The organism is Anaerocolumna chitinilytica, from assembly GCF_014218355.1.
In the GTDB taxonomy this organism is placed as follows: domain Bacteria; phylum Bacillota; class Clostridia; order Lachnospirales; family Lachnospiraceae; genus Anaerocolumna; species Anaerocolumna chitinilytica.
Map to the genome: position 1 here is coordinate 3,182,007 of NZ_AP023368.1, position 24,860 is coordinate 3,206,866.

At 36.5% G+C, this 24,860-nt stretch carries 26 protein-coding genes; 3 read left to right on the plus strand and 23 right to left on the minus strand.

The window, feature by feature from the left end; all coding sequences use genetic code 11:
* Positions 1 to 48 precede the first annotated feature (48 nt).
* The 3 genes from bsdcttw_RS13915 to bsdcttw_RS13925 form a co-directional block, all read right to left on the minus strand.
* Complete coding sequence (locus bsdcttw_RS13915) at positions 49 to 864, minus strand: DNA-3-methyladenine glycosylase family protein (RefSeq protein WP_225903661.1); 816 nt, start codon at positions 862 to 864, stop codon at positions 49 to 51.
* A gap of 92 nt (positions 865 to 956) precedes the next feature.
* Positions 957 to 3,014 (minus strand): methyl-accepting chemotaxis protein, encoded by a 2,058-nt coding sequence (locus tag bsdcttw_RS13920; RefSeq protein WP_185255460.1) that lies wholly within the window; start codon positions 3,012 to 3,014, stop codon positions 957 to 959.
* A gap of 260 nt (positions 3,015 to 3,274) precedes the next feature.
* Positions 3,275 to 3,862: an AAA family ATPase gene (locus bsdcttw_RS13925; protein ID WP_185255461.1), complete on the minus strand. Its 588-nt coding sequence runs from the start codon at positions 3,860 to 3,862 to the stop codon at positions 3,275 to 3,277.
* A 175-nt stretch (positions 3,863 to 4,037) separates the two neighbouring features.
* On the opposite strand from bsdcttw_RS13925, the gene bsdcttw_RS13930 reads away from it, so the two are divergent.
* Entirely contained in the window at positions 4,038 to 5,438 is a 1,401-nt protein-coding gene (locus tag bsdcttw_RS13930) for an NAD(P)/FAD-dependent oxidoreductase (RefSeq protein ID WP_185255462.1), read from the plus strand.
* A 224-nt stretch (positions 5,439 to 5,662) separates the two neighbouring features.
* On the opposite strand, the gene rpsO is transcribed toward bsdcttw_RS13930, so the two are convergent.
* The 3 genes from rpsO to bsdcttw_RS13945 all read right to left on the minus strand — a co-directional run bounded on the left by rpsO (position 5,663) and on the right by bsdcttw_RS13945 (position 8,497).
* Positions 5,663 to 5,929 (minus strand): 30S ribosomal protein S15, encoded by a 267-nt coding sequence (rpsO, locus tag bsdcttw_RS13935; RefSeq protein ID WP_185255463.1) that lies wholly within the window; start codon positions 5,927 to 5,929, stop codon positions 5,663 to 5,665.
* 144 nt (positions 5,930 to 6,073) lie between these two features.
* Positions 6,074 to 7,690 carry a SulP family inorganic anion transporter gene (locus tag bsdcttw_RS13940; protein WP_185255464.1) on the minus strand — a complete coding sequence of 539 codons (1,617 nt, stop codon included), beginning with the start codon at positions 7,688 to 7,690 and terminating at the stop codon, positions 6,074 to 6,076.
* Positions 7,691 to 7,819: 129 nt separating this feature from the next.
* Positions 7,820 to 8,497: a Crp/Fnr family transcriptional regulator gene (locus bsdcttw_RS13945; protein ID WP_185255465.1), complete on the minus strand. Its 678-nt coding sequence runs from the start codon at positions 8,495 to 8,497 to the stop codon at positions 7,820 to 7,822.
* A gap of 197 nt (positions 8,498 to 8,694) precedes the next feature.
* Between bsdcttw_RS13945 and bsdcttw_RS13950 the strand changes: the two genes are divergently transcribed.
* Positions 8,695 to 9,675, plus strand: coding sequence for a DUF5692 family protein (locus bsdcttw_RS13950; protein ID WP_185255466.1), 981 nt, complete (start codon positions 8,695 to 8,697; stop codon positions 9,673 to 9,675).
* A 70-nt stretch (positions 9,676 to 9,745) separates the two neighbouring features.
* Here the strand turns inward: bsdcttw_RS13950 and bsdcttw_RS13955 are convergent, their stop codons facing one another.
* From bsdcttw_RS13955 to bsdcttw_RS14010, 12 genes are all read right to left on the minus strand, one after another.
* Complete coding sequence (locus bsdcttw_RS13955) at positions 9,746 to 11,161, minus strand: NADP-dependent glyceraldehyde-3-phosphate dehydrogenase (protein WP_225903662.1); 1,416 nt, start codon at positions 11,159 to 11,161, stop codon at positions 9,746 to 9,748.
* A 165-nt stretch (positions 11,162 to 11,326) separates the two neighbouring features.
* Complete coding sequence (locus tag bsdcttw_RS13960) at positions 11,327 to 11,692, minus strand: BlaI/MecI/CopY family transcriptional regulator (RefSeq protein ID WP_225903663.1); 366 nt, start codon at positions 11,690 to 11,692, stop codon at positions 11,327 to 11,329.
* 338 nt (positions 11,693 to 12,030) lie between these two features.
* The gene (locus bsdcttw_RS13965) at positions 12,031 to 13,425 is read right to left on the minus strand and encodes an AAA family ATPase (RefSeq protein ID WP_185255469.1); all 1,395 of its coding nucleotides are present in this window, start codon (positions 13,423 to 13,425) and stop codon (positions 12,031 to 12,033) included.
* Positions 13,426 to 13,444: 19 nt separating this feature from the next.
* Positions 13,445 to 14,368, minus strand: a complete 924-nt coding sequence (locus tag bsdcttw_RS13970) for an RluA family pseudouridine synthase (RefSeq protein WP_185259815.1) — start codon at positions 14,366 to 14,368, stop codon at positions 13,445 to 13,447.
* A 5-nt stretch (positions 14,369 to 14,373) separates the two neighbouring features.
* Positions 14,374 to 14,922, minus strand: coding sequence for a signal peptidase II (gene lspA, locus bsdcttw_RS13975; protein ID WP_185255470.1), 549 nt, complete (start codon positions 14,920 to 14,922; stop codon positions 14,374 to 14,376).
* A 92-nt stretch (positions 14,923 to 15,014) separates the two neighbouring features.
* The gene (gene aroB / locus bsdcttw_RS13980) at positions 15,015 to 16,127 is read right to left on the minus strand and encodes a 3-dehydroquinate synthase (protein ID WP_185255471.1); all 1,113 of its coding nucleotides are present in this window, start codon (positions 16,125 to 16,127) and stop codon (positions 15,015 to 15,017) included.
* A gap of 36 nt (positions 16,128 to 16,163) precedes the next feature.
* Positions 16,164 to 16,757, minus strand: coding sequence for a DivIVA domain-containing protein (locus bsdcttw_RS13985; protein WP_185255472.1), 594 nt, complete (start codon positions 16,755 to 16,757; stop codon positions 16,164 to 16,166).
* 73 nt (positions 16,758 to 16,830) lie between these two features.
* Positions 16,831 to 17,592 (minus strand): YlmH/Sll1252 family protein, encoded by a 762-nt coding sequence (locus bsdcttw_RS13990; protein ID WP_185255473.1) that lies wholly within the window; start codon positions 17,590 to 17,592, stop codon positions 16,831 to 16,833.
* 111 nt (positions 17,593 to 17,703) lie between these two features.
* Complete coding sequence (locus bsdcttw_RS25530) at positions 17,704 to 17,967, minus strand: YggT family protein (RefSeq protein ID WP_185255474.1); 264 nt, start codon at positions 17,965 to 17,967, stop codon at positions 17,704 to 17,706.
* 3 nt (positions 17,968 to 17,970) lie between these two features.
* Complete coding sequence (locus bsdcttw_RS14000; RefSeq protein ID WP_185255475.1) at positions 17,971 to 18,537, minus strand: cell division protein SepF; 567 nt, start codon at positions 18,535 to 18,537, stop codon at positions 17,971 to 17,973.
* Positions 18,538 to 18,611: 74 nt separating this feature from the next.
* Positions 18,612 to 19,307 carry a YggS family pyridoxal phosphate-dependent enzyme gene (locus bsdcttw_RS14005; RefSeq protein ID WP_185259816.1) on the minus strand — a complete coding sequence of 232 codons (696 nt, stop codon included), beginning with the start codon at positions 19,305 to 19,307 and terminating at the stop codon, positions 18,612 to 18,614.
* 77 nt (positions 19,308 to 19,384) lie between these two features.
* Positions 19,385 to 20,770, minus strand: coding sequence for an HlyD family efflux transporter periplasmic adaptor subunit (locus bsdcttw_RS14010; protein WP_185255476.1), 1,386 nt, complete (start codon positions 20,768 to 20,770; stop codon positions 19,385 to 19,387).
* A gap of 271 nt (positions 20,771 to 21,041) precedes the next feature.
* On the opposite strand from bsdcttw_RS14010, the gene bsdcttw_RS14015 reads away from it, so the two are divergent.
* Entirely contained in the window at positions 21,042 to 21,239 is a 198-nt protein-coding gene (locus tag bsdcttw_RS14015; RefSeq protein WP_073272054.1) for a DUF378 domain-containing protein, read from the plus strand.
* A 69-nt stretch (positions 21,240 to 21,308) separates the two neighbouring features.
* Here the strand turns inward: bsdcttw_RS14015 and bsdcttw_RS14020 are convergent, their stop codons facing one another.
* The 5 genes from bsdcttw_RS14020 to minE form a co-directional block, all read right to left on the minus strand.
* Complete coding sequence (locus bsdcttw_RS14020; protein ID WP_185255477.1) at positions 21,309 to 21,728, minus strand: twitching motility protein PilT; 420 nt, start codon at positions 21,726 to 21,728, stop codon at positions 21,309 to 21,311.
* 133 nt (positions 21,729 to 21,861) lie between these two features.
* The gene (locus bsdcttw_RS14025; RefSeq protein ID WP_185255478.1) at positions 21,862 to 22,836 is read right to left on the minus strand and encodes a D-alanyl-D-alanine carboxypeptidase family protein; all 975 of its coding nucleotides are present in this window, start codon (positions 22,834 to 22,836) and stop codon (positions 21,862 to 21,864) included.
* A 197-nt stretch (positions 22,837 to 23,033) separates the two neighbouring features.
* Complete coding sequence (locus bsdcttw_RS14030) at positions 23,034 to 23,432, minus strand: methylglyoxal synthase (RefSeq protein WP_185255479.1); 399 nt, start codon at positions 23,430 to 23,432, stop codon at positions 23,034 to 23,036.
* Between the two features lie 6 nt (positions 23,433 to 23,438).
* Positions 23,439 to 24,560 (minus strand): FtsW/RodA/SpoVE family cell cycle protein, encoded by a 1,122-nt coding sequence (locus tag bsdcttw_RS14035; RefSeq protein WP_185255480.1) that lies wholly within the window; start codon positions 24,558 to 24,560, stop codon positions 23,439 to 23,441.
* A gap of 20 nt (positions 24,561 to 24,580) precedes the next feature.
* The gene (gene minE / locus bsdcttw_RS14040; protein WP_073587722.1) at positions 24,581 to 24,853 is read right to left on the minus strand and encodes a cell division topological specificity factor MinE; all 273 of its coding nucleotides are present in this window, start codon (positions 24,851 to 24,853) and stop codon (positions 24,581 to 24,583) included.
* Between the last annotated feature and the right edge of the window lie 7 nt (positions 24,854 to 24,860).

The window sequence follows — 24,860 nt, forward strand, 5'->3', positions numbered from 1 at the left end:
AACATCTGTAAAAGAAGAACAAAGACTTCTGACATTCATGATATAAATTTAGCTTAAAGACCGTATGTAGTAAAACATATACTGCTGTACGATACCGGCATATCCTTTATAAGTATTTACATCAAACTTGTTTTCATAGACCTCTTTTAATATCCTTTCAATCCATACATCAATTGGAAAGGCATCAATTCTATGAAGTCCATAAAGAGCTGCACAATTAGCAACTTTAATTCCCACCCCGGGTAATTTCATAAATTCCCCTAACACCTCTTCATAACTTAATGCTTTCAGGTTCTGCAAAGCAATTTCCCCTTTTACAACAGCAAGGGCTGTTTTTCTTACATACTCGTCCCTATAGCCGAGCCCTGCCTCCCTTAGCTCTTCTTTAGCAGCTTCCGCCAATTTAACCGGTGTTGGAAATGTATAATAAACAGTACCTGAAACCATGTCTACCCGTTTTTCACCGAATCTTTGGCATATCTGCTCTACGCAACCTTTAATCGCCGGTATACTTTTTCTTTGAGATATAATAAAGGTAATTAACGCTTCAAAGATATCTTGCTTTAATATTCTTAGGCCATATCCATAGGCGGCTGCTTTCTTTAAGAATTCATCCTCTCCGGCCAATAGATTCTTTACAATACTCTCATAATCATAAGACAAATCAAAGTATTCGCTCCAAAACTCCTGAAATTCTTCCTCTGTACAGGATAACTTCACCTCATTTTCGTTTAATTGATTCAAAGACAGATATCTGCCTTTAGCAATAACACTATACTGAGTATCACCGGTTTTATTCATACGAAAGCATTGTCCGGAAGAGGCGATATGCTCTAAAATAAAATTACTATTTTCTATAATCAATATAAAACCTCTCGTTTTTAATAATTACATTTTTATTAATTCACATTCTGAATGGTTACTTTTAAAATCTGACTTTTGCTACCCTGCCTATTTTAACTGTTTATTTTAAAGTTTGCAACAGTACGGTTCAGATTGTCAGATATTTCATTTTCCTTCTGGGTCAGCTCTGCTACTTCATCTACAATCGCTGATAAACTGTCAATATTCCCAAGTATTGCACTACTGCTTTCTGCTGTAATTTGTGCTCCCTGAGCAATCTCAGCTATCGCTTTGGCAACTTCAGAACTGATTCTATCTATCCCATCTGTCATCTGGGAGATAGTCGCAATATTCATACCGATTGCACTGGCCTCAATACCATATGCCTTTGCAGTCTCCACAAATGCATTATAATCCTCGGTCACGGTTCCTTTCATAAATTCTAACAGTTCTCGTGAATTATCCGTAAGGTTATTATAAGCTGATGTAACTTGATAGATTGTATTCTTTATATCTTCAACAGTCCTGGAGGTCATAGCAGCAAGTGTTCCTATTTCTTTTGCAACCACAGCAAAACCTCTTCCGTATTCGCCCGCACGTGCGGCTTCAATGGAAGCATTTAAGGAAAGCAGGTTAACCTGATCTGCAATCTCTGCAATCTGTTCCGCCATGCTGCTAATTGTTTCAACTATTTTGGCGTTTTCAAGGCTTACAAGAAGTTTTTTCTCATTGGAAGAAATTAATTCCTGGGCTTTTTCAAAGGAAATCCGAGTTACTCTTTCAGCTTCCATCGCTTTCTCATAAATGTTTTCTGCCATTTCCTTACCGGTTTGTGTTTCTTGATTAAGGACATCTATGGAAGAATGGACTTCTTCTACTGAAGCATTTACTTCCTCTGTTGAAGCACTGGAGTTCATCATAACTTCATTGATATCTTTAATAGATGTATTGATATTCTGGAATTGTTCCATCAGTTTTCGGGTTACTGCTTCCAGCGTCTCACCTGCCTTAGACATTCCTTCCCCGCCTTCAGCGATAGCATGGATAACCGCTTTATTATCCGTTAACATTTTATTTAAAGAGACTTCCAACTGGCTTAATTCATTTCTCCCCTTAACTTTAAGAGGTTCCAAGGTAAAATCTCCTCCTGCAAGCCCCCTGGTGAAGGTATTGGCTTTTTTAATCTTATTCGTTATTGCATTCACCTGAAGAATAATCAGCAGAGCTGAAAGGGCAAGAGATACTAATAGGCTGATAATAAGCATTGAACTTAAGTCCCTTAATGGCTTTCTGGTCTCAGTTTCCGGTATTTTAGCTACAATATGCCAGTTAACCTCAGGAACCGTTCGATAATATGTCAGGTATTTCTTGCTATCCTGGGTAAAGCTGCCTTCGCCCTGTTGCTTTTTCAGAATGTCTTCTCCAAGCTTTTTAAGAGTTGCATTATCTGTATCTTTAATGTTTTCTTTTAGAATCTTATCTTTATCCGTACCGGTTATAAATAACCCGTCTTTGCTAAGAAGAAAAACGGAACCGCTTTTTCCTATGGTAATGGAATTAATAAGATTTTGGATATCATCAACCTGCATGTCTACCGTAACAGCACCTATAAACTTATTGTCTTTTGTGTACATGGGAGCCGTACAGGTCATCATAGTAAGCTTTAAGGTATCATCATAATATAACTCTGAAAATACCGAATTCTTGCTGTTTTTTGCATTCTTGTACCAATCATAAGAAAAATAATCGTATTGTGCATTGCTATAGTCATAAGTAACAGCCGTTTTATCACCGTCTTTATAGACATATGGACCTATGTATTTTTCCTTTTCATCAAATATATAAGGTTCAAACCAGATGCCGCTGCCCAAAACAAGCTTATCTTCTTTTACCAGAGCAGATAACATCTCTTCATATTGGCTTAAAGCTGTACTGCCATAGGTTGTTTCAACACTATTGCCCAAATCTGCTGCCATGGAGGATATTCGCAGGAGTTTCGTTTCGATGAGATTCATCTGCTTATCTAATTCTGAATTCATAATGGAACTTGTCTGCCCTTGTATAATACTCTGACTTTGCGAATAGCTGATAAAGGACAGTGATAGCATGGATACCAAAATTACCAGTAATAGAACAGTTAAAAGCTGAGATGTTATTTTTCGAAATCCCATAGACAATCCTCCTTAGTGACTTTTATAAATTATACTACAAATTCGATATTTTGTCATATAATAATTTATACTATTACATTATGTGCATATATTTTACCTATTTTACAAATTATTTGTATTATACATTGTTATTTATTGTTATTTTTGGAACATTTGGATTTTCTTGTAAAATTCATGTCACAGAAAAGCTGCTGTATGTTAATATTTCAACATACAACAGCTCTCACATGTTCTAGTTCTAGATTTATGTTCTTAATAAATTACTCTTCTTCCAGTGTTTTTACACAATCCTTCAAGGACTGATTAAACTCAGCCTGAGACGAGTTATGGAATATCAGCAAATCATCCAAAACGTTAGGATCATCTAATTCCGTAGGAATATTAAAATTACAGCCTGCTATATACTCATCCCAATGGGTAAGCTTCCAGGTATCCCTATCAGAATTTCTTTCTATCATTCGTTGCTTGCAGACTTCAATTGAGGTATCCACCCATATGACAACAAGCTTTGCATTTTTCTCTTTTAGCTTATCCTTAAGGCCATCTATATAAGCCCTGTCCCTAATTTCTCTGGTGAAAGGTGCATTAATAAGAACGATATCATCATAATCCAAAGCTTCCAGTGCTAATGCAACAATTGCCTCATATTCATAATCCCTGATGTTTTTTTCAAAAAAATCAGAACTACGGTTGTACTCTTCTCCTGCTACTTTAAAGATCTGCTTGGAAAGGCAAATCAGAGTATCTTTATCCAGATATACTACATGACTTAGTGCTTTACTAAGCTCTTTTGAGACATAGGTTTTTCCGCAGGCCGGAGGTGATGTAACTAAAATTAGCTTCTTCATATATTTCCCCTTTGCTGTCTTATTGTGCTAATTTTACCGCAAAGCATATTAATTAGCAAGATATTCCTATCGAATTATCTTCCTGTTAACAGAATAATTTACTTGCACTCTCCTGGTATATGTGATAGAATTGCTCTGGCAATTTGAAACTTTTACCTTACAAAGGAGTGTTTTAATGCAGAAATATGATGTTATAATTATTGGTGCCGGTCCTTCCGGTATTTTTTGTGCCTATGAACTTAAAAGTAAAAACCAAGACCTTAAAATACTTATGGTTGAAAAAGGACGCCCCATTGAAAAGAGAATGTGTCCTAAAAGGACAACGAAGCAATGTGTCGGCTGTAAGCCCTGCTCTATCACCACAGGCTTTGCCGGAGCCGGAGCCTTTTCAGATGGAAAGCTTTCCCTTTCTCCTGATGTAGGAGGAAATCTTCCGGAGATTTTAGGATATGAAAAGACAATTGAATTATTAAAAGAGTCTGATGATATTTATCTGAAATTTGGAGCCGATACTAATGTATACGGCTTAGATAAAGATGAAGAAATCAGAGAAATCAGAAGAAGGGCTATCAATGCCAATCTTAAGTTGATTGAATGTCCTATCCGCCATTTGGGTACTGAAGAAGGATATAAAATATATACAAGACTGCAGGAACATCTGCTCTCCTTAGGCGTGGAAATGAGATTTAATACCATGGTCCAGGATATCATAATTAAAGATAAAAAAGTGGAAGGAATTATCTGCTCTGACGGTAATACTATTTATGCAGAAGAAATTGTATCCGCCATCGGTCGTGAAGGTTCTGATTGGTTCAGCCACATCTGCCAAGCCCATGAGATTGAAACAAAAGTCGGTACTGTGGACATTGGTGTTCGTGTTGAAGTTAGAGATGAGGTTATGGATTTCTTAAATAAGAACCTTTATGAGGCAAAACTGGTGTATTATACTCCTACCTTTGATGATAAAGTCAGAACCTTTTGCTCTAATCCTTCCGGTGAAGTTGCGACAGAATATTATGAGAATGGTCTGGCAGTCGTAAACGGTCACGCTTACAAATCAAAGGAATTCAAGACAAACAATACGAACTTTGCCATCCTGGTATCCAAGAACTTTACCAAGCCCTTTAAGACCCCTATTGAATATGGCAAATATATTGCACAGTTAAGTAATATGCTCTGTGATGGCAAGATTCTGGTACAGACCTTCGGTGACTTCCAAAGAGGACGTAGAACAACCGAAGAAAGGCTTTGCAGAAATAACCTGATACCCACACTAAAGGATGCTGTTCCGGGAGATTTATCCCTGGTATTCCCTCATCGAATCATGGTTGATATAAAAGAAATGCTACTTGCTCTTGATAAGGTTACTCCTGGTATTGCAAGTGATGAAACTCTACTTTATGGTGTTGAAGTAAAATTCTACTCCAATAAGGTAGTAGTCAATAATGACTTTGAGACCAGTGTTTCCGGTCTTCGGGCTATAGGTGATGGTGCTTCCGTAACCAGAGGTCTTCAACAAGCTTCTGCTAATGGTATAAGTGTGGCAAGAAGTATCTTAAAGAAATTATCAAAGTAGCAGATACTTGTGAGACTATACAATGGCACAGTTATTAATCTAAAAGGCTGTTATTCTGAAATCATTCATCTTCAAGTCTGCTAGAGATATAGGTTAAATCAGGCGTTATTAGAAAGAAGCTCTGTGGTGTATGAGGTAAGTCATATGTCACAGAGCTTTTTTTGTAATAACTATTAATTTTATATCGAGGAAAATAAAAAGAGCGGCATAAGCCGCTCTTTTTATTATTTTCTTAAGCCTAAACGCTCAATTAAGTTACGATATCCTTCGATATCAGTCTTCTTTAAGTACTCAAGAAGACCTCTTCTCTGACCAACCATCTTTAAAAGACCTCTTCTGGAATGATGATCTTTCTGGTTAACTTTTAAGTGTTCTGTAAGCTCATTAATTCTTGCAGATAAAAGAGCAATCTGAACTTCTGGTGAACCAGTATCCTCAGGTGTTCTTCCAAATGATGCAATAATTTCCTGCTTTTTCTCTTTACTAATCATGGTAATTCCTCCTTATAATGGTTAACGCCTGGTACTAAGAATTAGGTCGGAGTGTCCAAATTCCTGGCACCGGTTTTAAACGTATACAAGCCATTTTACCATAATAAAATGAATTTGTAAAGATAAAATAGAAATATGTAAGTTTTATAAAAGCTCTAACAATACCTTATCGACACTATAATAAAAGGCTTCCTCCCCTATTGAATCAACAAGCCCCGCTTGCCTGAATAATTTCATTACTGAAGGTTGTATGGAAGAGAAAAGAACGGTATGCTTACCAGTCTTTGCCTGCTTGCAAAAATCCATTATGACTCCAACAGATGTAATATCGGCCATTGATACCCCTCTTAATGAGAGTATTACCACATCATAATCTATAAGACTGCTTAATTTTCTTTTGATTACATCAGCTGTCATAAAAAACATTGGTCCTGCAATATATACCACGCACCAGTTATCTACGTTTGTATTTTCATCTTTACCAATTCGCATGGGATCAACTTCTTCTATGGATATTTGAATATCCGCACTTTTTATTACAAACATAAAAAGACCTAATAATACACCAATCAGAATTGCTGTAGTCAGATCCAGCGCAACCGTTGCAACCATTGTAATGATATACTTTACTACCGGACCTTTGAATTTCTTTGAAAACATATACTTTATCGCTGACCATTCATTCATTCTCCAGGCGGTAACAATTAATACACCTGCCAGTGCTGCTAATGGTATCTTAGACATAACCGGACTTAGCACGAACATGGCAATAAGAAGACCAATTCCATGTATGATACCGGTTAACCTCGTCTTTGCTCCCGATTTGATAGCGACACTGGTTCTTGCAATTGCCGCAGTTGCAGGAATTCCTCCAAAGAAAGGCAACAGTATGTTTCCGATACCCTGAGCAATCAGCTCCTGATCGCTATTCATTGCTTTATCTGCCAACCTTCCGGCTGACGCTCCGCATAAAAGACTTTCAATCATACAAAGCATTGCAATGCTTACTGCAGGTGAAAATACTCCTTCAATATGCTCCCAGGTAATACCTGAAAGATGAAGTCTCTCGCTGGGGAAAAGTGTTTTTGGTATCTCTCCTACCACTTTTACATCCAACTTCAATAAAATACTAAAGGCAGTAGCTAGAATGATTCCAAGCAATGATGCCGGTATTACATTATTCCATTTCTTTGGAAAAAATATCATCAGCAAAATAACAAACATTCCAACACAAAGTGTTTGAATATCAGGTTGAAAACCCAGTCTTGAATAGCTTAAAAGTTTACTTAAAGCAGTGGCACCTTCCGAATGCACACCAAAGAAATTATCTAATTGCCCCAAAACTATAATAATAGCTATCCCTGAGGTAAATCCGGTTATTACCGGTGATGGTATAAAAGAAGTAATCTTTCCCAGATGCAGGATTCCCGCAATAACCAGCAATATTCCGGCAATAAGAGTTGCAACAAAGACTCCTTGCATGTGATATTTTGCTATAATTGACATTAATATTGCCGCCATTGCACCGGTTGGTCCTGAAATTTGATAAAATGCGCCTGAGAAGAAACTTACAATTAAACCTGCTACTATGGCAGTAATCAATCCTGAAGCCGCATCAGCACCGCTGGACACACCAAAAGCAAGTGCCAGTGGAAGGGCAACCGCAGTTACTGTAAGGCCTGCCATAAAATCCTTGCTTAATTTTCCTAGGTTATAATCCTGGAATTCATTCTTTAGTTCTGTTAGAAATGTTAGCCGCATTGGTATACTCATCCTTTATGTAAGATTCAAATGTTTATTAGTATACCATAAATATCAGAAAATTCTAGTTCATTTTCGTAAAAACTTTATATTATTTTAATGCTTTTTTTAGAAATATGTTAGTTTCTGTCAGCCAAATAAATCTTCCAGTTCTTCTTCTCGAATTATCGTAACACAATCTCCTTTGATATCAATAATCCCTTCTTGTTTCATCTTCATAAACTCTCTGGAAAGAGAAGGTCTGGTAACACCTAAGAAATCTGCCATCTCTTCCCTGTTCATTCCCAATAGAATTTTATTATCCCCATTGTTATGCTTTAATAAAAATGCGGCAATCTTATGCCTTAAAGTTTCCCCGGAAAGAAATTGAAGCTTCTGATTCAAAAAGTATGCCTTTTCTGCCAGAATATTTAACATATTCAATGTCAGGGTCGTATGGAAACTGCACCGCGTATCGCAATTCACGTATAAAAATGCTCTTGGAATCCACAGAACCTTGGCATTTGACACTGCTACTGCATAGTAATCATATTCCTGTTTTTTCAAGAAAGCATATACCTCACCAAATAAATCCCCTCCATTAGAAAAAGAAGCTACAAGATTTCTTCTTCCGGAAGGTGTATCCTGGCACACAGCTACTTCCCCTTCTAATAATAAATGAATATATTCCGGTTTATCCTTCTGATTAAAAATAAAGTCATTCTTCTGGTAACTTACTTCTTTTGCTTTACAGCATATTAAAAGGGTTTCCAGCTCTTCTGTCGGAATACCCGAAAATAATCTTGCAGTCAATATTGCTTCATTCATTAATTATTCATTGTCCTTTCTTACGTAGACATCATAAACCATTACAAGTACCTTATCATATTTTATAACAACTTTCTAGCAGTATAAATGTAAAATAAACAAAATTTGTACAAATCTATCCATCTGTCTATTGCTTTGTATCACTGTTTTTATGTATAATTTTAGTATCTAAAATACATATATTTGGAGGTTGAATCATGTTTCAATTTAATTATGACAGCGGAGCTACCTTCCTTGGCTCATGGGGTATGTGGCTTCTGGTATTTGTCATCCTCTTTCTGCTGAATGAGGTAACCAGAAGATTTAAGTACGTAGGGCTATTTGCCTTTACGGTTCTTCCGCTGGTTCTGTCAGTACTATGGTTTACAGTTTTAAAGGATACTACCTACACTGACTGGTTCCACCTGGCAAAGGTCTATTCCGCCACGGCAGGATGCCTTGGATTTTGGTTGATTCGTCATTTAAAAGGAACCAACAAAAAAACCGGAAAGGAATGGAGACTTGCTGACTATAAATGGGCATTATGCTTCCCTCCATTAATTCTTGCTGTTAATATCTTAGAAGCCGTAAGCCGTGACATTCAAGTTGGTTTACAATATTATGGCGGCGGTAAACTTGCAGATGGTTCCATGTATGTGCTTGGCGGCTCTTGGAATTTCATGAATGCAGCAGCAGGTATCTTAAATATTATTACAATTACCGGATGGTTAGGTATTAAGATACGAAAGAAAACTGCCAGTGATAAAAGTCAGGATATGCTCTGGCCGGATATGCTTTGGTTCTGGATTATCGTATATGATCTTTGGAATTTTACCTATACCTATAACTGCCTTCCCGGTCACGCTTGGTATTGCGGCTTTGCTTTACTGCTTGCTCCAACCCTTTGTGCTTTTACCGTTGGAAAAGGTGCATGGCTTCAGCACCGTGCTCATACACTAGCACTGTGGTGCATGTTTGCCCAGACTGTTCCTGCTTTTATCGATAATGGAACATTCGCAGTATCCTCTACCTATAATAAAACTCCGTTATTTTTCTTTGGATTAATTTCCTTGCTTTCTAATATCGCTGTTTTAGTTTATATGATTATGAAAGCTGTGAAAACGAAAAAGAATCCTTACACCGGTGAATTATATACGGATAACAAGAAATACCTTGAAGTTAAGAATCTTGTAGCTTAATTCCTTAAATAACAAATGGCTGTGAAAACTGATTGCTCAGTATTCACAGCCATTTTATTTTAAGTTAAATTTATCTGTTCAAGTTAATAACAGTTGCTTTTACTCTGGTCATAGCCTCTATGGAATAACGTATACCTTGAGTGCCAATACCTGATTTTTTAACACCTAAGAAAGGAAAATGATCCGGACCTCTCTCCGTTTTATTGTTAATATGAACTGTTCCAACCTCTAATTTACTTGCTACATGAAATGCATCCGTAATGTTCTCCGTAAATACAGAAGATTGCAGACCATATTCGGATTTATTTGCAAGAGCGACTGCTTCTTCCACTGTATTCACACGCAGAATCGGAAGAACCGGTCCAAAGGGCTCCTCCCAAGCTATTCTCATCTCTTCTGTAACCTCATCAAATAAAGTAGGATAGATTAGATTACCTTCTCTCTTGCCGCCTACAATCATCTTAGCACCTTTTGCTTTGGCGTCTTCCATAAGCTCCCATACAAAATCCGCTGCTTTTTCATTTATTAAGGGAACCACTTCAGCCGGCATCGTCAAGGGATTACCAACCTTAAGTTTATCAATTTCGTTCTTTAGATACCTGATCAGCTCATCCGCAACTTCATTTAATACAAGAATTCGCTTTACTGCCGTACAACGCTGTCCTGAATAGGAAAAAGCACCGGCTACGATATTCTTCGCTGCAAAGGGAAGGTCTGCATCCTTTAATACAATAGCTGCATCTTTTCCTCCAAGCTCCATTAGAAGAGGAACCATGTGCACCTTTTTGGAGATATCAAGACCAACTTCTGTGCTGCCTGTAAAGTTAATAAAACTTATATCAGGATGAGTTACAATATAATCGCCTATTACACTTCCCTTACCCGTTACAACGGTTAAAGCACCTTCCGGAAGACCAGCTTCCAAAAAGATATTCGCCAGTGCGGTTCCGCAAAGGCTGCCGGTGGTAGCCGGTTTGAATACAACTGTATTTCCGGAGACTAAAGCCGGAGCAATCTTTGATGCTGCCAGATTTATTGGATAATTAAAGGGTGATATGGCTAAAACCACACCAACAGGCTCTCTTGTAACCATAGCAAATTTTTCTTTGCTAAAACCCGAGAAATTATCCCCTTGTATACTCTCGCCATGAATACTTTTTGCTGTATCCGCAGTAAATCTAATAAAATCAGCTGTACGTGTAACTTCTGATTCTGCACTTTTTTGGTCCTTCCCGACCTCCAGCATAAGTAATTCTGATAAGCTCTTCGTATTTGCAATTAAGAGATCTGCTGCCTTATACATAATTTCAGCTCTTTGGCTTAAAGGAACTTCTCTCCATTCATGAAAGGCCTTCTTTGCTCTCTCTACTTCATTATCTACCTCTTCCTGAGACATTGCTTTCACCGAGCCTAATAATCTGCCATCAAGAGGTGATAGGATTTTAATTGTACTTTCTGTATCATGTAAAGTAATATGTTCACTCACTAGCTGCTCCTTTCTAATAAACACTTAAAACCATGCCTTTCTGGCATACTGTAGATTAGTCACGGATTTTTTCAACCTAATCTTAATGTTTATTATCCTAAGTTTTGTGTAAATTATAAAGGTATTTTAATACTATATAAAAATAACGTATGTAACTAAGTTACATTAAAGTTTCTGTTCACTGAGAATTCTCTCAAGCTCTAATAATTCTCCTGCATTCATTTTCTGATTCTTTAAAAATTCCGTAAAAAAATTGCTTAACGAACCATTGTAGAACTTATTCAAAAGTGCTACTGTTTCAGTATTTTGAACTGTTCTTTTTGAAATTGTCGCTTTACATAAGAATCCCGGATCTTCTCTTTTTATAGCTCCTTTATCGATAAGTCTCTTTATAACTGTATACGTTGTATTCTTTTCCCAGCCTATGTATTCTTTAATTATTTTAGAGATGTCCTTGGCCGCAAGCACTTTATTGGACCATAACAGCTCCATAATATTTAATTCTCCTTCATGTAGGCGTATCTCGCTCATTATTGCTCCGTTCCGCACATAAAACCTCAAGTGCATTAATATAGTTAGAGATTTATATAAAATCCAGACTAGGATAAAAAGAGGATAGTCATTCGAACTACATTTGTAGAATTAAGGTATATTGTGCGAAATTGATGATATCACTGGGTTTTCTTATACATTCGTATTTACGCAGAAAGAATATTCTGTTAAAATACTCTATCTGTTCTCGAGAATAGTCTACATTTGTCGGAACGCACATCAATTGATTTTGAATCACAATCTACATTAGTAGTTTTTACCATATATATATTCTATCTAAATAGAATTAACTTGTCAATGAAAAAAACATTGGCACTTTAAGCCATTTCGCTTAGGCAAAAAATGCTGTAAAGAGATAGAACCTGGATATTATCTGGCTTTTTACCATCATCCGTTTTATCCGCAGTAAGCCTAATTGCAGGCTGGCTATAAGGATGTTTTTCGCGAAAGGAATTCAGTACTTTTGAGCGGTTTCCGGACTTTTCACGGACTTCTAAGAGATAAAATCCATTCGGATGATTGTCATCAGGTGAGTACCCTTCCTCAAGATTGGAAGAATACAATAGTAATTCTTCTGGTATTTTATTTAATAAAAACAGCGAGCAGGATCCCGAGGCTGTTTCCCAATAGCCAAATTCAATTCCAGAAGCAGCCAGCGCCTCTGCTACATAAGTTTCAAGTAACCCTTCACGGAACTCCTTATCTTTTTCGATGCCAGTTAAGTTACTAAGGGAATGATATAGACCAACATCGAAAAGATAGATTTTTGTAGCTACATTTTTTTGATGTGCTGTCTGTCTGTTTTCAATTTCATCATCCGTTAATTTATTATTATAGATTCCAAACCAAGTATTCTTTATGTAAGTATGTCCTTCCAAAAATAATCCTTCAGTAGCTCCTTGCCGAATCAGGTTATATTGAAATTTTTTATTCTTTTTAGATAGCTGTTCGGGCAGTGAGTAGAGTATTTGTTTTACCTTTAAAGCACATCCATCATTCCTTCTTGTTCCAATCTCAAATAGATAGGAGTATAATATATTCCTGTGTATTTCTGTGATGTTGTCTTTGCATCCGCTAGTGATATACTCATTTACAGCCTGAGGGAGGCCGCCAACGGTAAGATATTCCTCCAACAGTTCTAACAGTTCTGAATGAACAATCTCCGGTATACTTTTGCTGCTTCTGAATTCTTCCTTAATAACTTCTATGTACCATTCGTTTCCGGTTGCCATAAGGAACTCTTCAAAATCCATCGGATAGAGTTTTCCTATCTTAAAATCCTCTTCCCGGTAATCCATGCAATCCTCACTTACATCAGGAATTATACTGGAAACAGTCATTATATCGGAATCCGGATACAGCTCCATTATTTTGCTGATTATGGATTTTACCTTTGAACAGAGAAATATCTCGTCTAAGATAACGATATTCTTTTGATACACTTCATTACCGCCAGAAGGGTCCATAACCCTACTCCCCGTTTGAATACACGAAAAAAAGGCAGCCAAATCATCTTTGCCTGCCTGTAATAGACTTTCCGTATTTACAGGATAATTTTCAAAATTCCAATATACATAAGATTCATAAAAGTTATGTGCAAAAGCAAGGGCAAGATATGTTTTCCCGGTACTCTTTGCACCAGTTAATAAAAATGGTTTCTTTTGTAGTGAACTTCTCCAACTTTCCAGATACGCAATTATTTTTCGTTTCAAAGCTTACTCCTTATCAATGTCATCTTCTTAATTTCTTTAGAAGTTCTTCATAATAAGCAGGAAGCGGTGCTTCAAATTCAACATATTCACCGGTTGAAGGATGAATAAAACCTAGCACTCTGGCATGAAGCGCCTGACCTTCCAGTCCGAAATTACTCTTATTATTGCTATATAGTTCATCTCCCAATAACGGATGTCCGATACTGGCCATATGAACCCTTATCTGGTGTGTTCTGCCTGTTTCTAATGTACATTCAATATGGGCATAGCGGCTGCCTAAATTCTCCAATAACTGATAATGTGTCACCGCATGCTTGCCATTTTTATGATTTATCGCCATCTTTTTTCTATCTACCGGATGCCTGCCGATAGGGCCTTCTACGGTGCCATGGCCTTCTTTAAAGGTCTGATAGACGATAGCGTTGTATTTACGTGTAATTGAATGAACCTTCAGCTGCTCTGCAATTGCCTGGTGAGCCTTATCGTTCTTGCAAACCACAAGGACCCCTGTTGTGTTCATGTCAATACGGTGTACAATCCCAGGTCTCATAACCCCATTAATTCCTGAGAGCTCTTCTTTGCAGTGAAATAACAATGCATTTACAAGGGTATTGGTGTAATGCCCTGCAGCAGGATGCACTACCATCCCTTTTCCCTTGTTCACCACAATAATATCCTTATCTTCGTAAATAATATCAAGGGGGATATCCTCCGGCTTAAGCTCAAGATCAACAGGCGGAGGCAGCATCAATTTTATAGTATCTCCGGTATTCACCTTGTAATTGGCCTTAACAGACTTTTCATTTACCAATACCCGCTCTTCGCCTATGAGCTTTTGCAGATAGGAACGTGTAAGGTCTTCCTGATTATCCGCAAGATAACGGTCAATGCGCAGCCCCTTATCTTCTTCCTCTACAAAGAAATCCAGAATTTCATCATTTATGGTTTTCAATTTTGTGTATCATCCTCTTTATCATCCGACATCGTACTTACATCAGCGGATATGGTTTTCTTTGACTTAGGAGATAAGAACTCAAAATCCTCATCTTTGTAATAGAAAAGGCCTAATATGATTAACAATACAGATGACATGGTAATATAGCAATCCGCCAGGTTAAATACAGGAAAATCTATCAGCTCAAAGTAGATAAAATCCACCACGTATTTGTTAAACATTCTGTCAATCAAGTTTCCTACTGCTCCGGCACAAATGAATACCAATATAATTCGAATAGCATTATACCTTTTTTCCTGTGGGACCTTTAAATATAAAAATACCATTAAACCTAACAGGATAAAGGTCAGAATTACCAAAAAGACTATTTTACCGCTTAAAATCCCCCACACTGCTCCGTTATTTTCATGGTACGTAAACTGAAAAACCTTTGGAATAATGATAAAAGGATTTTCTTTCACATTGGTCACCGCTAAATGCTTTGCGAACTGATCCAACGCAATTAATAAAATTAATAAAAGGAAATGTCTTAATTTTCGCATAATGCCTCCGAATACGCCACATTTAATGTGTCTTATTATTATAACTGCTTTTGTAAAAATACTTATCTTTATAATATAATTTAATAACTTCTTTAACCTTTATCATGAGGCAGAATATATTCAATTGCCCTTTTTATCTCTTCTCTTGTAACCGTTGAATCTATTACCGCTTCCCCTTTATTTTTCAAAAGAATAAACTTAATCGAATCACCATCGACCTTCTTATCATGATAAACAGCTTCTAATATATCCTCAGCCGGTATTTCCTTATCTTCCAGTGCTATAGGAAGATGATAAGAAGAGATGGTCTCCTTTATTTCCTCTACTTCCTGCAGGTTAAGGTTACCCCGCATAAAAGACAGATAGGATGCTGCCACCATTCCAATAGCCACACATTCGCCATGAAGCAGATTAAAATCTAAGCACCTTTCAACCGCGTGCCCGATTGTATGTCCAAAGTTCAAAAGAGCACGTATCCCTTTTTCGGTAGGGTCAGCCTCTACGACCTCCTTTTTTATCACGCAGGAGTGTGCTACCACATCCATTATAACAGAGGGTTCTTTATTAAGAAGACTTTCGTAACCAGCTTTTAGTGTATGATAATAATTCAAATCTTTAATCAGACCATGTTTGATTACTTCCCCCATACCGTTTACCAGCTGACGTTCCTCTAATGTATTTAAATGAGAAAGGTTTATATATACCAGCTTGGGCTGATGGAAGGCTCCGACCATGTTCTTATAAGCCTTGAAGTCAACACCGGTCTTTCCACCGATACTGCTGTCTACGCATGCCAGCAGTGTAGTAGGTATCTGTATAAATGGAATCCCCCGAAGGTATGTTGCAGCTGCAAATCCTGTAAGATCACCAACCACTCCTCCACCTAGTGCAAAGAGCATATCATTCCGGTCAAATTTTGATTGAATTAGTTTCTCATAAAGTTGGCTGACAACAGATAAATTTTTACTTTTCTCTCCAGCCTCAAACGTAAAGGTCTCAACCACCCTGGCATAATCCTTTACAATCTCTAACAGATTACTTAAGTGCAATTTGCTGACGTTAGAATCAGTAACAATACATACTTTCCTTCCTGTAAGACTCAATGCTTTTAATTCTTCCTGCAATAAATTATAATCTCTTGCTAATACAATATCATATATTGGTTTATTATCCTCTTTTATGGTAATGCGTTCGGAATTATTCATGTAGCTTCGTCTCCTTGTAATATCCTTCTATATGCTTTATTCCTCTGTCAGATTGTAGAATTCAAACGCAGCCTCATCTTCTGATACATCCTTATGTTCTGAGGTAGCTTTCTCCTTTTCTGAAGGTGCAGGGTAAAGTGACTCCATCTTAGGAATATCTTTCAAAGAATCCATGTCCTCTATATGTAACGCAAAAGCCTCACTATCCAATATCTCTGCCTGTGCTGCCGCAAAATGCTTGAATTGGGTCCTGCAGGTTTCGTACTGCTGAACAAGTTTTAAGGTTTGCTGTTTAAGACGTATAACTTCTTTATAGCTTTCAGATATAATTAGTGATGCCTTACCATTTGCCTCGTCTTCAATAGCTTTCGCTTGTTTTTTAGCGGCATTCTTGGTATCTTCAGCTGCCTGTTCCGCTATTATGAGTGCTTTCTGAAGGGTTTTTTCAATTGATTTATAATAATTAATTCCTTCATTTAAAGTATTTATTTTATCATTTAATTCCATATTCTCTTTATACATGGTTTCATAGCTTTTCTGCAGTTCTGAAAGAAAGTTATCTACATCCTTTTTATCATACCCAATTCCGGTTTTAAATGTTTTACTTTGCATTTCAATTGGTGTAATCATTATTAACTCCTATCTGCGTTCTTTTGTACGCTTCTAAATCAGGTGATATAACTTATCCCTATTTTTCCCTGGTTTAAATATATTTTGATAACGATACATAATATCGTCCTTTTTTCGTTTGGTTTTCAAGTCCATTATAAATGAATTTCCCATATCCTCTGACTGAGACTGTTTCGTTTTCTTTTAGCTGATAGCTGTTGCTTTCTACCAGCCTTCCGTCTACAAAGACTTTTCCTCCTGAAATCAAAGAAAGAATGCTGCTTCTGGAGGATTGAAATGCCAGTGCAATTACAGCATCCAGTCTCGGGGATGCTACACTCCCTTTTATCTCTTTAAATTCCGGTGTAAGAGCTGGCGCATCTCCTGCAATCACCTCGCATCGGACATTTGTATGTTTGATTTTCTCAAGATTTTCAGCGAGGTAATAACTTAGCTTGGATTCACAATAAATATAACCTTCTTTATCTTTTACTAAAATATCACCTATCTTACCACGAGTGGTTCCAAGGTTCATAATGGAGCCCAAAAAATCTCTATGACTAAAATCATCACTGTATTTCTTATTTAATGGTGTTATTTTTAAACAAGCAATATAATCTGAAAAAGCTTTTACGGAGGAATCTCCGCAAAAGCATAGGATTCTCCTTTCAGCTCCATCAAAACCGCCGAAAAGCTCATATTTTACATCCGGTAGTTCCGGTTTTGTACTGTAAAAAATACTGATTTCATTTAAGGTTAAAAAATCAGTATATGTATTAATATTTTTGTTATAGGCAGTTCTTGCCAACTCAAGAAGCCTTTTTTTGAAAAGCTGTTCGTCTTTTTCTGTGTTCATATTGATCCCCATTTGTACTTCTTACTGTCTACTGCCATGACATAGTATCTGTTATTGTTAAAGTAAAGCAAATTATATATCTTTAATATATCTGTCATAGCACAATGGCAATTATTGCAGCAAATGCTCAAAAAAATTCTGTAAAAACAAAATTATTACAAAACCTATTAAAGGCGACAAATCAGCCGCAGGATTACTGAAGATTGAATATTTCAGCAAAAATCTCACAGGTGTCAGAATTGGTTCCATAAGAAGTGCTAACAGGTTCTTAATTCTTTCTCCGCCATTAAACCAGGAAGAGAACATATATAATAATAGAACCAACTGCAATATCATAAAAAATATATAAAATGTTGTGTATATAATTTGAGCCATATTTTAGAAATCCTTATTTAGTGTAGGTACTTCAAATCCATTGCTCTGCAGTATATCGGAGTAATCTCCTGATATATCCACTGATTCAGGTGATATTATAAAGATAAAACTGGAAATTTGATGCAGCTTGCCATTCAATGAGTATACAGAACCGGATATAAAATCCATAATCCTTTGTGCAAGATCAACATCAAGGCCTTCCAGATTAATAACAGCAGCTCTTCCGGATAACAGCATATCACAGATTTCCTGGGAATCCTCAAAGGTTGCAGGCTTCATAATACAAACTTCAAAGCCTTTAGGACTTGTCCTGATGGGCACTACCTTTCCCTGGGAAGGTTTCTCTCTGTCAACTTTAATCTGTTTTTCTCTTCTTGCTTCATTTATAACATTACTAACTACCTGAGAGGACATGTCTGTTTCATAAGCAGGCTGATAAGCAGGTCTAACCGCTTTTTTTTCAATCTTCTCGGCTTGCCTATACTCTTTCTCCTCCTCGTAATCGTCATCATATTCATCGTCTTCTGTTAATTTCAGTGAATCTAAAATGCTTTTAAAAATATTCTCCATACGACCTCCTATTGTGAGTTATTTGAATAATCTTGATTATTCCAACAACTCCTATTTGTAATAATAGCTATCCGCTAGCTTGTCCTATAATTACGTTCCCCAAATATCCCGGTTCCCACACGAACCATCGTTGCGCCTTCTTCAATGGCTATCTCATAATCTCCCGTCATGCCCATAGAAAGCTCATCCATAGTAACATTATCAATGTTTTTCATTTTTATGTCAATATTTAATTGTCGCAATTTTCTAAAATACTTTCTATTTTTCTCGGCTTCTTCAACATTTGGAGCAATTGTCATCAAACCACATATATGCACATTGGGAAGCTTTGCTATTTCCAATATGAGAGCTTCTACATCCTCTTCATATACCCCGAACTTGCTTTCTTCTCTGGCCATATTTACTTCGATTAAGATATTACAGATAATCCCTTTCTTCTCGGCTTCTTTTTGTATTTGCTCTGCAAGCTTCAAGGAATCAACCGAGTGAATCATGGCTACCTTATCCACAATATATTTTACTTTATTGGTTTGGAGATGTCCAATCAAATGCCAGCGGATATCCTTCGGCAGTAATTCATATTTTTCTGTTAACTCCTGTACTTTATTCTCGCCAAATACGGAAATGTTTTCTCCTAGAACAGTTTCAATATCAGAAACCGGCTTTGTCTTACTTACAGCAATCAACGTAATTTCATCCCTTTCCCTGCCAGCCCGGGTACACGCTGCGTTTATTCTAGTTTCCACTTCTTTCAGATTCTCTTTTATAATATCAGCGTTCACAAAACTACTCCCTTTCTATTTCTATGCTTTCCCATTTTACCAATTACAGCCCATAATGAATTATTTTAGTATATAATAGACTGTTCTGTTGCTGTTCTACTATCTAAAGCAATATGATCAAATACGGATAACCCATTTGGGGTATTCTTTTTTACAATACAATACTCTTCATTTTCATAAAGAATCTCAACAGGACGAAACACTGCATATCCTTTGTTAACATTATAAACGCCTTTAAATTTTTTTGTTTTCTCAAGCATGAAGGTATCGCTGTCACTCTGACCTTTAATCACATCTCTGTTTTTAAACAAATTTGAATCAACATAGATATAATCACCATCTTCATAATAGTCAACAGCTATAAACTCATAAGTGGTTTTATCACCGTTATCCGTGGAAGAAGAATCAATTCGAATTAATCCTTCTTTGTCTGAGTCACCACCATGAGTAAGGTAAGATTTCGGTACCTTGTAAAATTTCTTTTCCGTTATAGCACTTACAGGTATCTTCAGCCCTTCTGCCGAATTAATAACAATCTCTGTAGATAGAAAACGCTGATTAATATAACGAGCCATATACTTGTCCAATGTCACTTTTGCAAAATAATCATTACCCTTTTGATATACTTTAACGGGTACCGTTTGCTTCAAATCATCTGCAGTAAAAATTATTGTAATAGTTTCATTGTCCTGTATTTTTTCATACTGTTCTTTCGTCAATAAATATACAATACTCCAATTATCATCTGTTACTATTTTATATACCGGATTGCCTCTCTTCTGCATTTTGTTTGTACGAAGCTGCGTTTTCTTATAAATAGTCTTGTCGAAATCCTTCGCTGTGGCAGAATCAGCACCCATATCTTCATATCCATCTGTATAATATACGATTACACCGCTAGTATCCGTCTTCGCTACTTTTAAAGAAGCCGTTTTATCTTCTAAGAGTGTTCTTAAATTAGTCAGCATACTGTCGTTATAGATCTGCATTGAAGAATTAGCCAATTCTTCTTTTAATTGATATACATAGGTAAAATTTCCATCGTTATAATCTTTTTGAAAATCGGTAATATTATTCTTAATGCTCTGTGCATCATCAACGGATATAGACTTACCGCTGTCATCAGCAGCAAGTACTTCAGAATATTCATTACCGCCATCTACAGAATACACTACTGAATTTTTAGCTACACGCTCGCCTTCTCTATGATAATAGTTAATATAACCTGCTGTATCTGTGTTGATAACCTTCTCATCCCGAAAGGCGATTCCATCAAGTACAAAATCCTCTGCTGTCGTACCTTCTTTCACTTCATAGATAGTAAGATGATCTTTTGTAAAATACAGATATATATTTATAAGCACGTAAACAAAAACAATGAAAAAAATGATAACTCCAATGTTTATGCTTCTGGCTTTTCTGAATTTCCTTACATTGTTACGAGAGCCCAAAAATGCCAACCTCCTCTTTTCATTCTTTATCTATTATACTTTCTACAGGAGAAGAATAAAAGCCCCTAATTAATAATTTTGAACAAATATAAACTTATAATTCGCTTTCTTTCTCTATTTTATAACTTTACTCTATATAAGTATATGGTACTATTGCATTAACTCCAAACTATTTAAAAAAGATTAAATTATACTTCATTACCTTTCTTTCATTTCGAGAATAATCTGTACAAAAATGGCAACAATAAGAAAGCAAGAAGGAGGTAATCAAGTGAAAACATTAGATTATATTGCATTGACACTTGTCATCATCGGCGCCATTAACTGGGGACTCATCGGCTTCTTGGGATTTGACCTTGTCAGAGTTATTTTTGGTGATATGACAGTGATGTCTAGAATCATTTATGCTCTAGTAGGTATTGCAGGCTTATATGCCCTTAGTTATTTTGGAAGACTTCGCAGCGAATAATGAAAAAGCAGATTTAAGCAAAAATAAGAGACTGGTATTATATACCAGCCTCTTATTTTTATAATTAAATTATAAAGCAACAGCTATATTTTCACGTATCATTTCCGGAAACGCATGCTCTGACATAGAGATGCTTATGATAAAATCTACGTTATATTCCTTTGATATCTTATCTAATTTCGTTAAGGTGGGAGCTAACAATTCTCCTTCAATGAAGGCGATAGTCAGAAAACTGTCTAAAAAAACAGCTTCAAGATCATGATCCTGAGATACCAGTCCGCATATAAAACCAATAAATTCACTGGAATTTTCAATACAGTAATCCTTCACATTAATAAGCCGTATCCGGTTGCTGAGTTCATACATGTGCTTATTATTTTTATCCAGATAAATAATATTGCCCTTTACTTCTCGTGCTGCCAGATTGGCCTTTTCCAGAAGTATCTTGGTTTTGCCTTTGCCTTTTTCGCCTGCAATTATCTGTATCATTGTAATCTCCTCCTTAAGATGTGTATTCAATTTAGGTGAATTTCTATAAATAATTCCTAAATATAATCTTATTATAGTATGTTTTCACCTAAAGTACAACCAAAATATAACTTATCAGAAATTGCTTTCCAAGTTACTTTATCATCTTCAATAAATCCGTCATTTGTGAGAAAAGACTATCACTGTTGTCGGCTTTTAATATAAGGGAGATATAGTCTTTGTTATTTTTATCTTTACTGTATAATATAAGGCAGTTCCCAGCTTTACTGGTTGTTCCTGTCTTACCTCCAATAACCGTGATACCTTCAGGAGATTCTTCTGTTCCTTTCAGATAGCGGTTGGTGGTGGCGAAGGTTTTCGTTACCGGGCTTCCTCCTGCATCTTTATATGTTACAGTATATTCCGAATTATTAATAATAGAAAGAAATTTATCATATGTGACCAATTGATGGAATATCAAATATAAATCATAGGCGGTGGTATAATGATTATCATCATGTAAGCCATGAGGATTTACAAAATTAGAATGTACAGCTCCTGCAGCTTCTGCTGCCTTATTCATCATCTTAGCAAACTCTCCGATGGTTCCTCCTACATGCTCAGCAATTGCAACTCCGGCATCATTTCCGGAGTATACCAAAAAGGCGGTAAGTAAATCCTCTAATTTGATGGTATCGCCTTCTTTGAAACCGCAAAGCTTCGCTCCGCTTTCTGTAATATGAGATGCATTATAACTAATGGTAACAGTATCGTTTAAATCAGCTTTTTCTAATACCACCAATGCTGTTATCAGCTTGGTTAAACTAGCCGGATACAACCTCTCATATACATTATTGGCATAAATTATCTTATTATCCGTATCATTTACAACTAATGATGCTTCTGCCGTAATTTCCGGGTCAGCCATATGGTTAAGCTCGTCCGGTACAACAGCCAAGTCAGCTGCAAAGAATTCAGGAGCTGCTTCACTGTTATTAGCTGTCAGATTCAACCCATCACTGTTAGTAAAGGGCAGTGACAAATCATCCTGACTTCTGCAGCCAGTCAGAAGCGTTACAGATAACAAAAGACAAAACAGCTTTTTCTTCATTGAATTATCTTCTCTCATGTTAGCTCCATTCATATCACATGTTTACTGGCAATTAATCAATAATCTGTCATATTGGTTGAACTTTTACTAAGGAACATTTGGCCTTGAACCCTCCAAGGTCAGATGTGATATATACATATTATGGGCCTGCCTGCAGATAATTGACAGGACAACTATGCTCCCAGATAAAGTTTAGATTTCAATGTTTAAAATTTTTAAGGTCTTAAGATTTCACGCCAGTCAAGATCCCCGCGATCCAACGCTTTAATCATAAGTTCTGCAGATGCCAGATTTGTAGCTAATGGTATATTATGTGTATCACATAAGCGTACAACCGTATTAACATCCGGTTCATGGGATTTAGGAGACAGCGGATCCCTAAGGAAAATAACAAGATCCATTTGATTATGCTCAATCTGAGCTCCCATCTGCTGCTCTCCGCCAAGGTGACCGGCAAGGTATTTGTGAACATTTAAGTTCGTTACCTCCTCGATCAACCTTCCTGTTGTACCGGTTGCATACAACTCATGCTTATTTAAAATACCCCGATATGCTATACAAAAGTTCTGCATTAATTTTTTCTTTGCATCATGCGCTATCATGCCAATATTCATGTGGTTTTACCCCCTTCTAAATTTTCTCTGTAAATTTATATTGATTATGATTCCGATGGCTATCATACTGCTCATCATGGAACTTAATCCATAACTGACAAAAGGCAGTGGAATACCGGTATTCGGTAATAGTTTGGTTGCCACACCAATATTGACAAACATCTGAAACACAAACATTGCAGAAATACCAATAGCTATCAGGCGCCCTAACCTGTCAGGAGCATGACTTGCTATTATTAAACATTTAAAAATAATAATGGATAATAGCATTATTATAACCAGTCCACCGATAAATCCAAGGCTTTCACCTGCAACCGAAAAGATAAAATCACTTTCTGATATTGGGACATAAGTGTCACTTTGGATAGCATCCTTTCCCTCTGAGAAAAGTTTACCGGTTAGTTTTCCTGAGCCAATCACTTCAACAGAATTCTCCTGTTGATAAAGAGCGGCGGATGACTGGTCTGATTCCGGGTTCATAAAAGCTTCTATTCTATTCTGCTGGTAATCCGTTAAGAAGAAGATATCGTAATTATTTTGTATCCCCCATAATGTTCCTATTATAATCGGAATAACAGTTAATAAAATTGGAAGAATTACCTTTAAACTTAACCCTCCTGCAAATATCATTATAGCAAAAATAAATAGAATAACAAGACTGGTGGATAAATTTGTTTGTATTAAAATGAGAAAAGTTGGTATTCCCATAAGCACTCCGGTGAGGAGCAATACATAAAATTTCTTCATTTTGTCCTTAAATATCATTAATAGTCTTGCCATAAAAATGATAAGTATAATCTTAGTTAGCTCTGAGGGCTGAAATTCAAACACTTTAAAGTCTAACCATCTTCTGGAACTGTGATGTTCCACTCCAAAAAGCCTAACTGCAACTAGAAGTATCAGGTTAATAAAGTATAGTACAATATAGAATTGGCTTATAAAATGATAATCAATCATTGAAACCACTGCCACAATCATTAACCCTAATGCCAACCCCATAATTTGTTTGAGAAACAGTCCTTCCTGCGCTATCCTGACAAGGTATATCCCAAGCACACTTAGAACTAATACCAAGGTCAATAGGCTGAAGTCATAATTTTTTATACTGTACTTTTTAAATGGAAACATCGCTTTACCCTAACTTTTCTTTATTTGTTGGACTTCATATCTTTAATTGGGATATTCGCAAACAATGCCGGAACTGTCCCATTATTGCCCTCGGATTCTGTCTGGGTGATTTTTATATCAAGTCCTTCTAAGTCAATTTCTACATAACGGGAAATAACGGCGATAATGTCATTCTTTATCTGTTCCATTAATTCCGGTGAACATCCTGCCCTGTCTGAGACAAGCACAAGCTTCAAGCGGTCTTTCGCGACACCGCTGGAAGTTTTCTTTTTAAAAAAATCCGCTAATCCCATATTAATA

Coding starts and splice junctions, on each gene's coding strand:
- bsdcttw_RS13920 (WP_185255460.1), bottom strand. CDS start 3,014: ATGGGATTTCGAAAAATAACATCTCAGCTTTTAACTGTTCTATTACTG.
- bsdcttw_RS13925 (WP_185255461.1), bottom strand. CDS start 3,862: ATGAAGAAGCTAATTTTAGTTACATCACCTCCGGCCTGCGGAAAAACC.
- bsdcttw_RS13930 (WP_185255462.1), top strand. CDS start 4,038: ATGCAGAAATATGATGTTATAATTATTGGTGCCGGTCCTTCCGGTATT.
- rpsO (WP_185255463.1), bottom strand. CDS start 5,929: ATGATTAGTAAAGAGAAAAAGCAGGAAATTATTGCATCATTTGGAAGA.
- bsdcttw_RS13940 (WP_185255464.1), bottom strand. CDS start 7,690: ATGCGGCTAACATTTCTAACAGAACTAAAGAATGAATTCCAGGATTAT.
- bsdcttw_RS13945 (WP_185255465.1), bottom strand. CDS start 8,497: ATGAATGAAGCAATATTGACTGCAAGATTATTTTCGGGTATTCCGACA.
- bsdcttw_RS13950 (WP_185255466.1), top strand. CDS start 8,695: ATGTTTCAATTTAATTATGACAGCGGAGCTACCTTCCTTGGCTCATGG.
- bsdcttw_RS13960 (WP_225903663.1), bottom strand. CDS start 11,692: ATGAGCGAGATACGCCTACATGAAGGAGAATTAAATATTATGGAGCTG.
- lspA (WP_185255470.1), bottom strand. CDS start 14,922: ATGCGAAAATTAAGACATTTCCTTTTATTAATTTTATTAATTGCGTTG.
- aroB (WP_185255471.1), bottom strand. CDS start 16,127: ATGAATAATTCCGAACGCATTACCATAAAAGAGGATAATAAACCAATA.
- bsdcttw_RS13985 (WP_185255472.1), bottom strand. CDS start 16,757: ATGATTACACCAATTGAAATGCAAAGTAAAACATTTAAAACCGGAATT.
- bsdcttw_RS13990 (WP_185255473.1), bottom strand. CDS start 17,592: ATGAACACAGAAAAAGACGAACAGCTTTTCAAAAAAAGGCTTCTTGAG.
- bsdcttw_RS25530 (WP_185255474.1), bottom strand. CDS start 17,967: ATGGCTCAAATTATATACACAACATTTTATATATTTTTTATGATATTG.
- bsdcttw_RS14000 (WP_185255475.1), bottom strand. CDS start 18,537: ATGGAGAATATTTTTAAAAGCATTTTAGATTCACTGAAATTAACAGAA.
- bsdcttw_RS14020 (WP_185255477.1), bottom strand. CDS start 21,728: ATGATACAGATAATTGCAGGCGAAAAAGGCAAAGGCAAAACCAAGATA.
- bsdcttw_RS14025 (WP_185255478.1), bottom strand. CDS start 22,836: ATGAGAGAAGATAATTCAATGAAGAAAAAGCTGTTTTGTCTTTTGTTA.
- bsdcttw_RS14030 (WP_185255479.1), bottom strand. CDS start 23,432: ATGAATATTGGCATGATAGCGCATGATGCAAAGAAAAAATTAATGCAG.
- bsdcttw_RS14035 (WP_185255480.1), bottom strand. CDS start 24,560: ATGTTTCCATTTAAAAAGTACAGTATAAAAAATTATGACTTCAGCCTA.
- minE (WP_073587722.1), bottom strand. CDS start 24,853: ATGGGATTAGCGGATTTTTTTAAAAAGAAAACTTCCAGCGGTGTCGCG.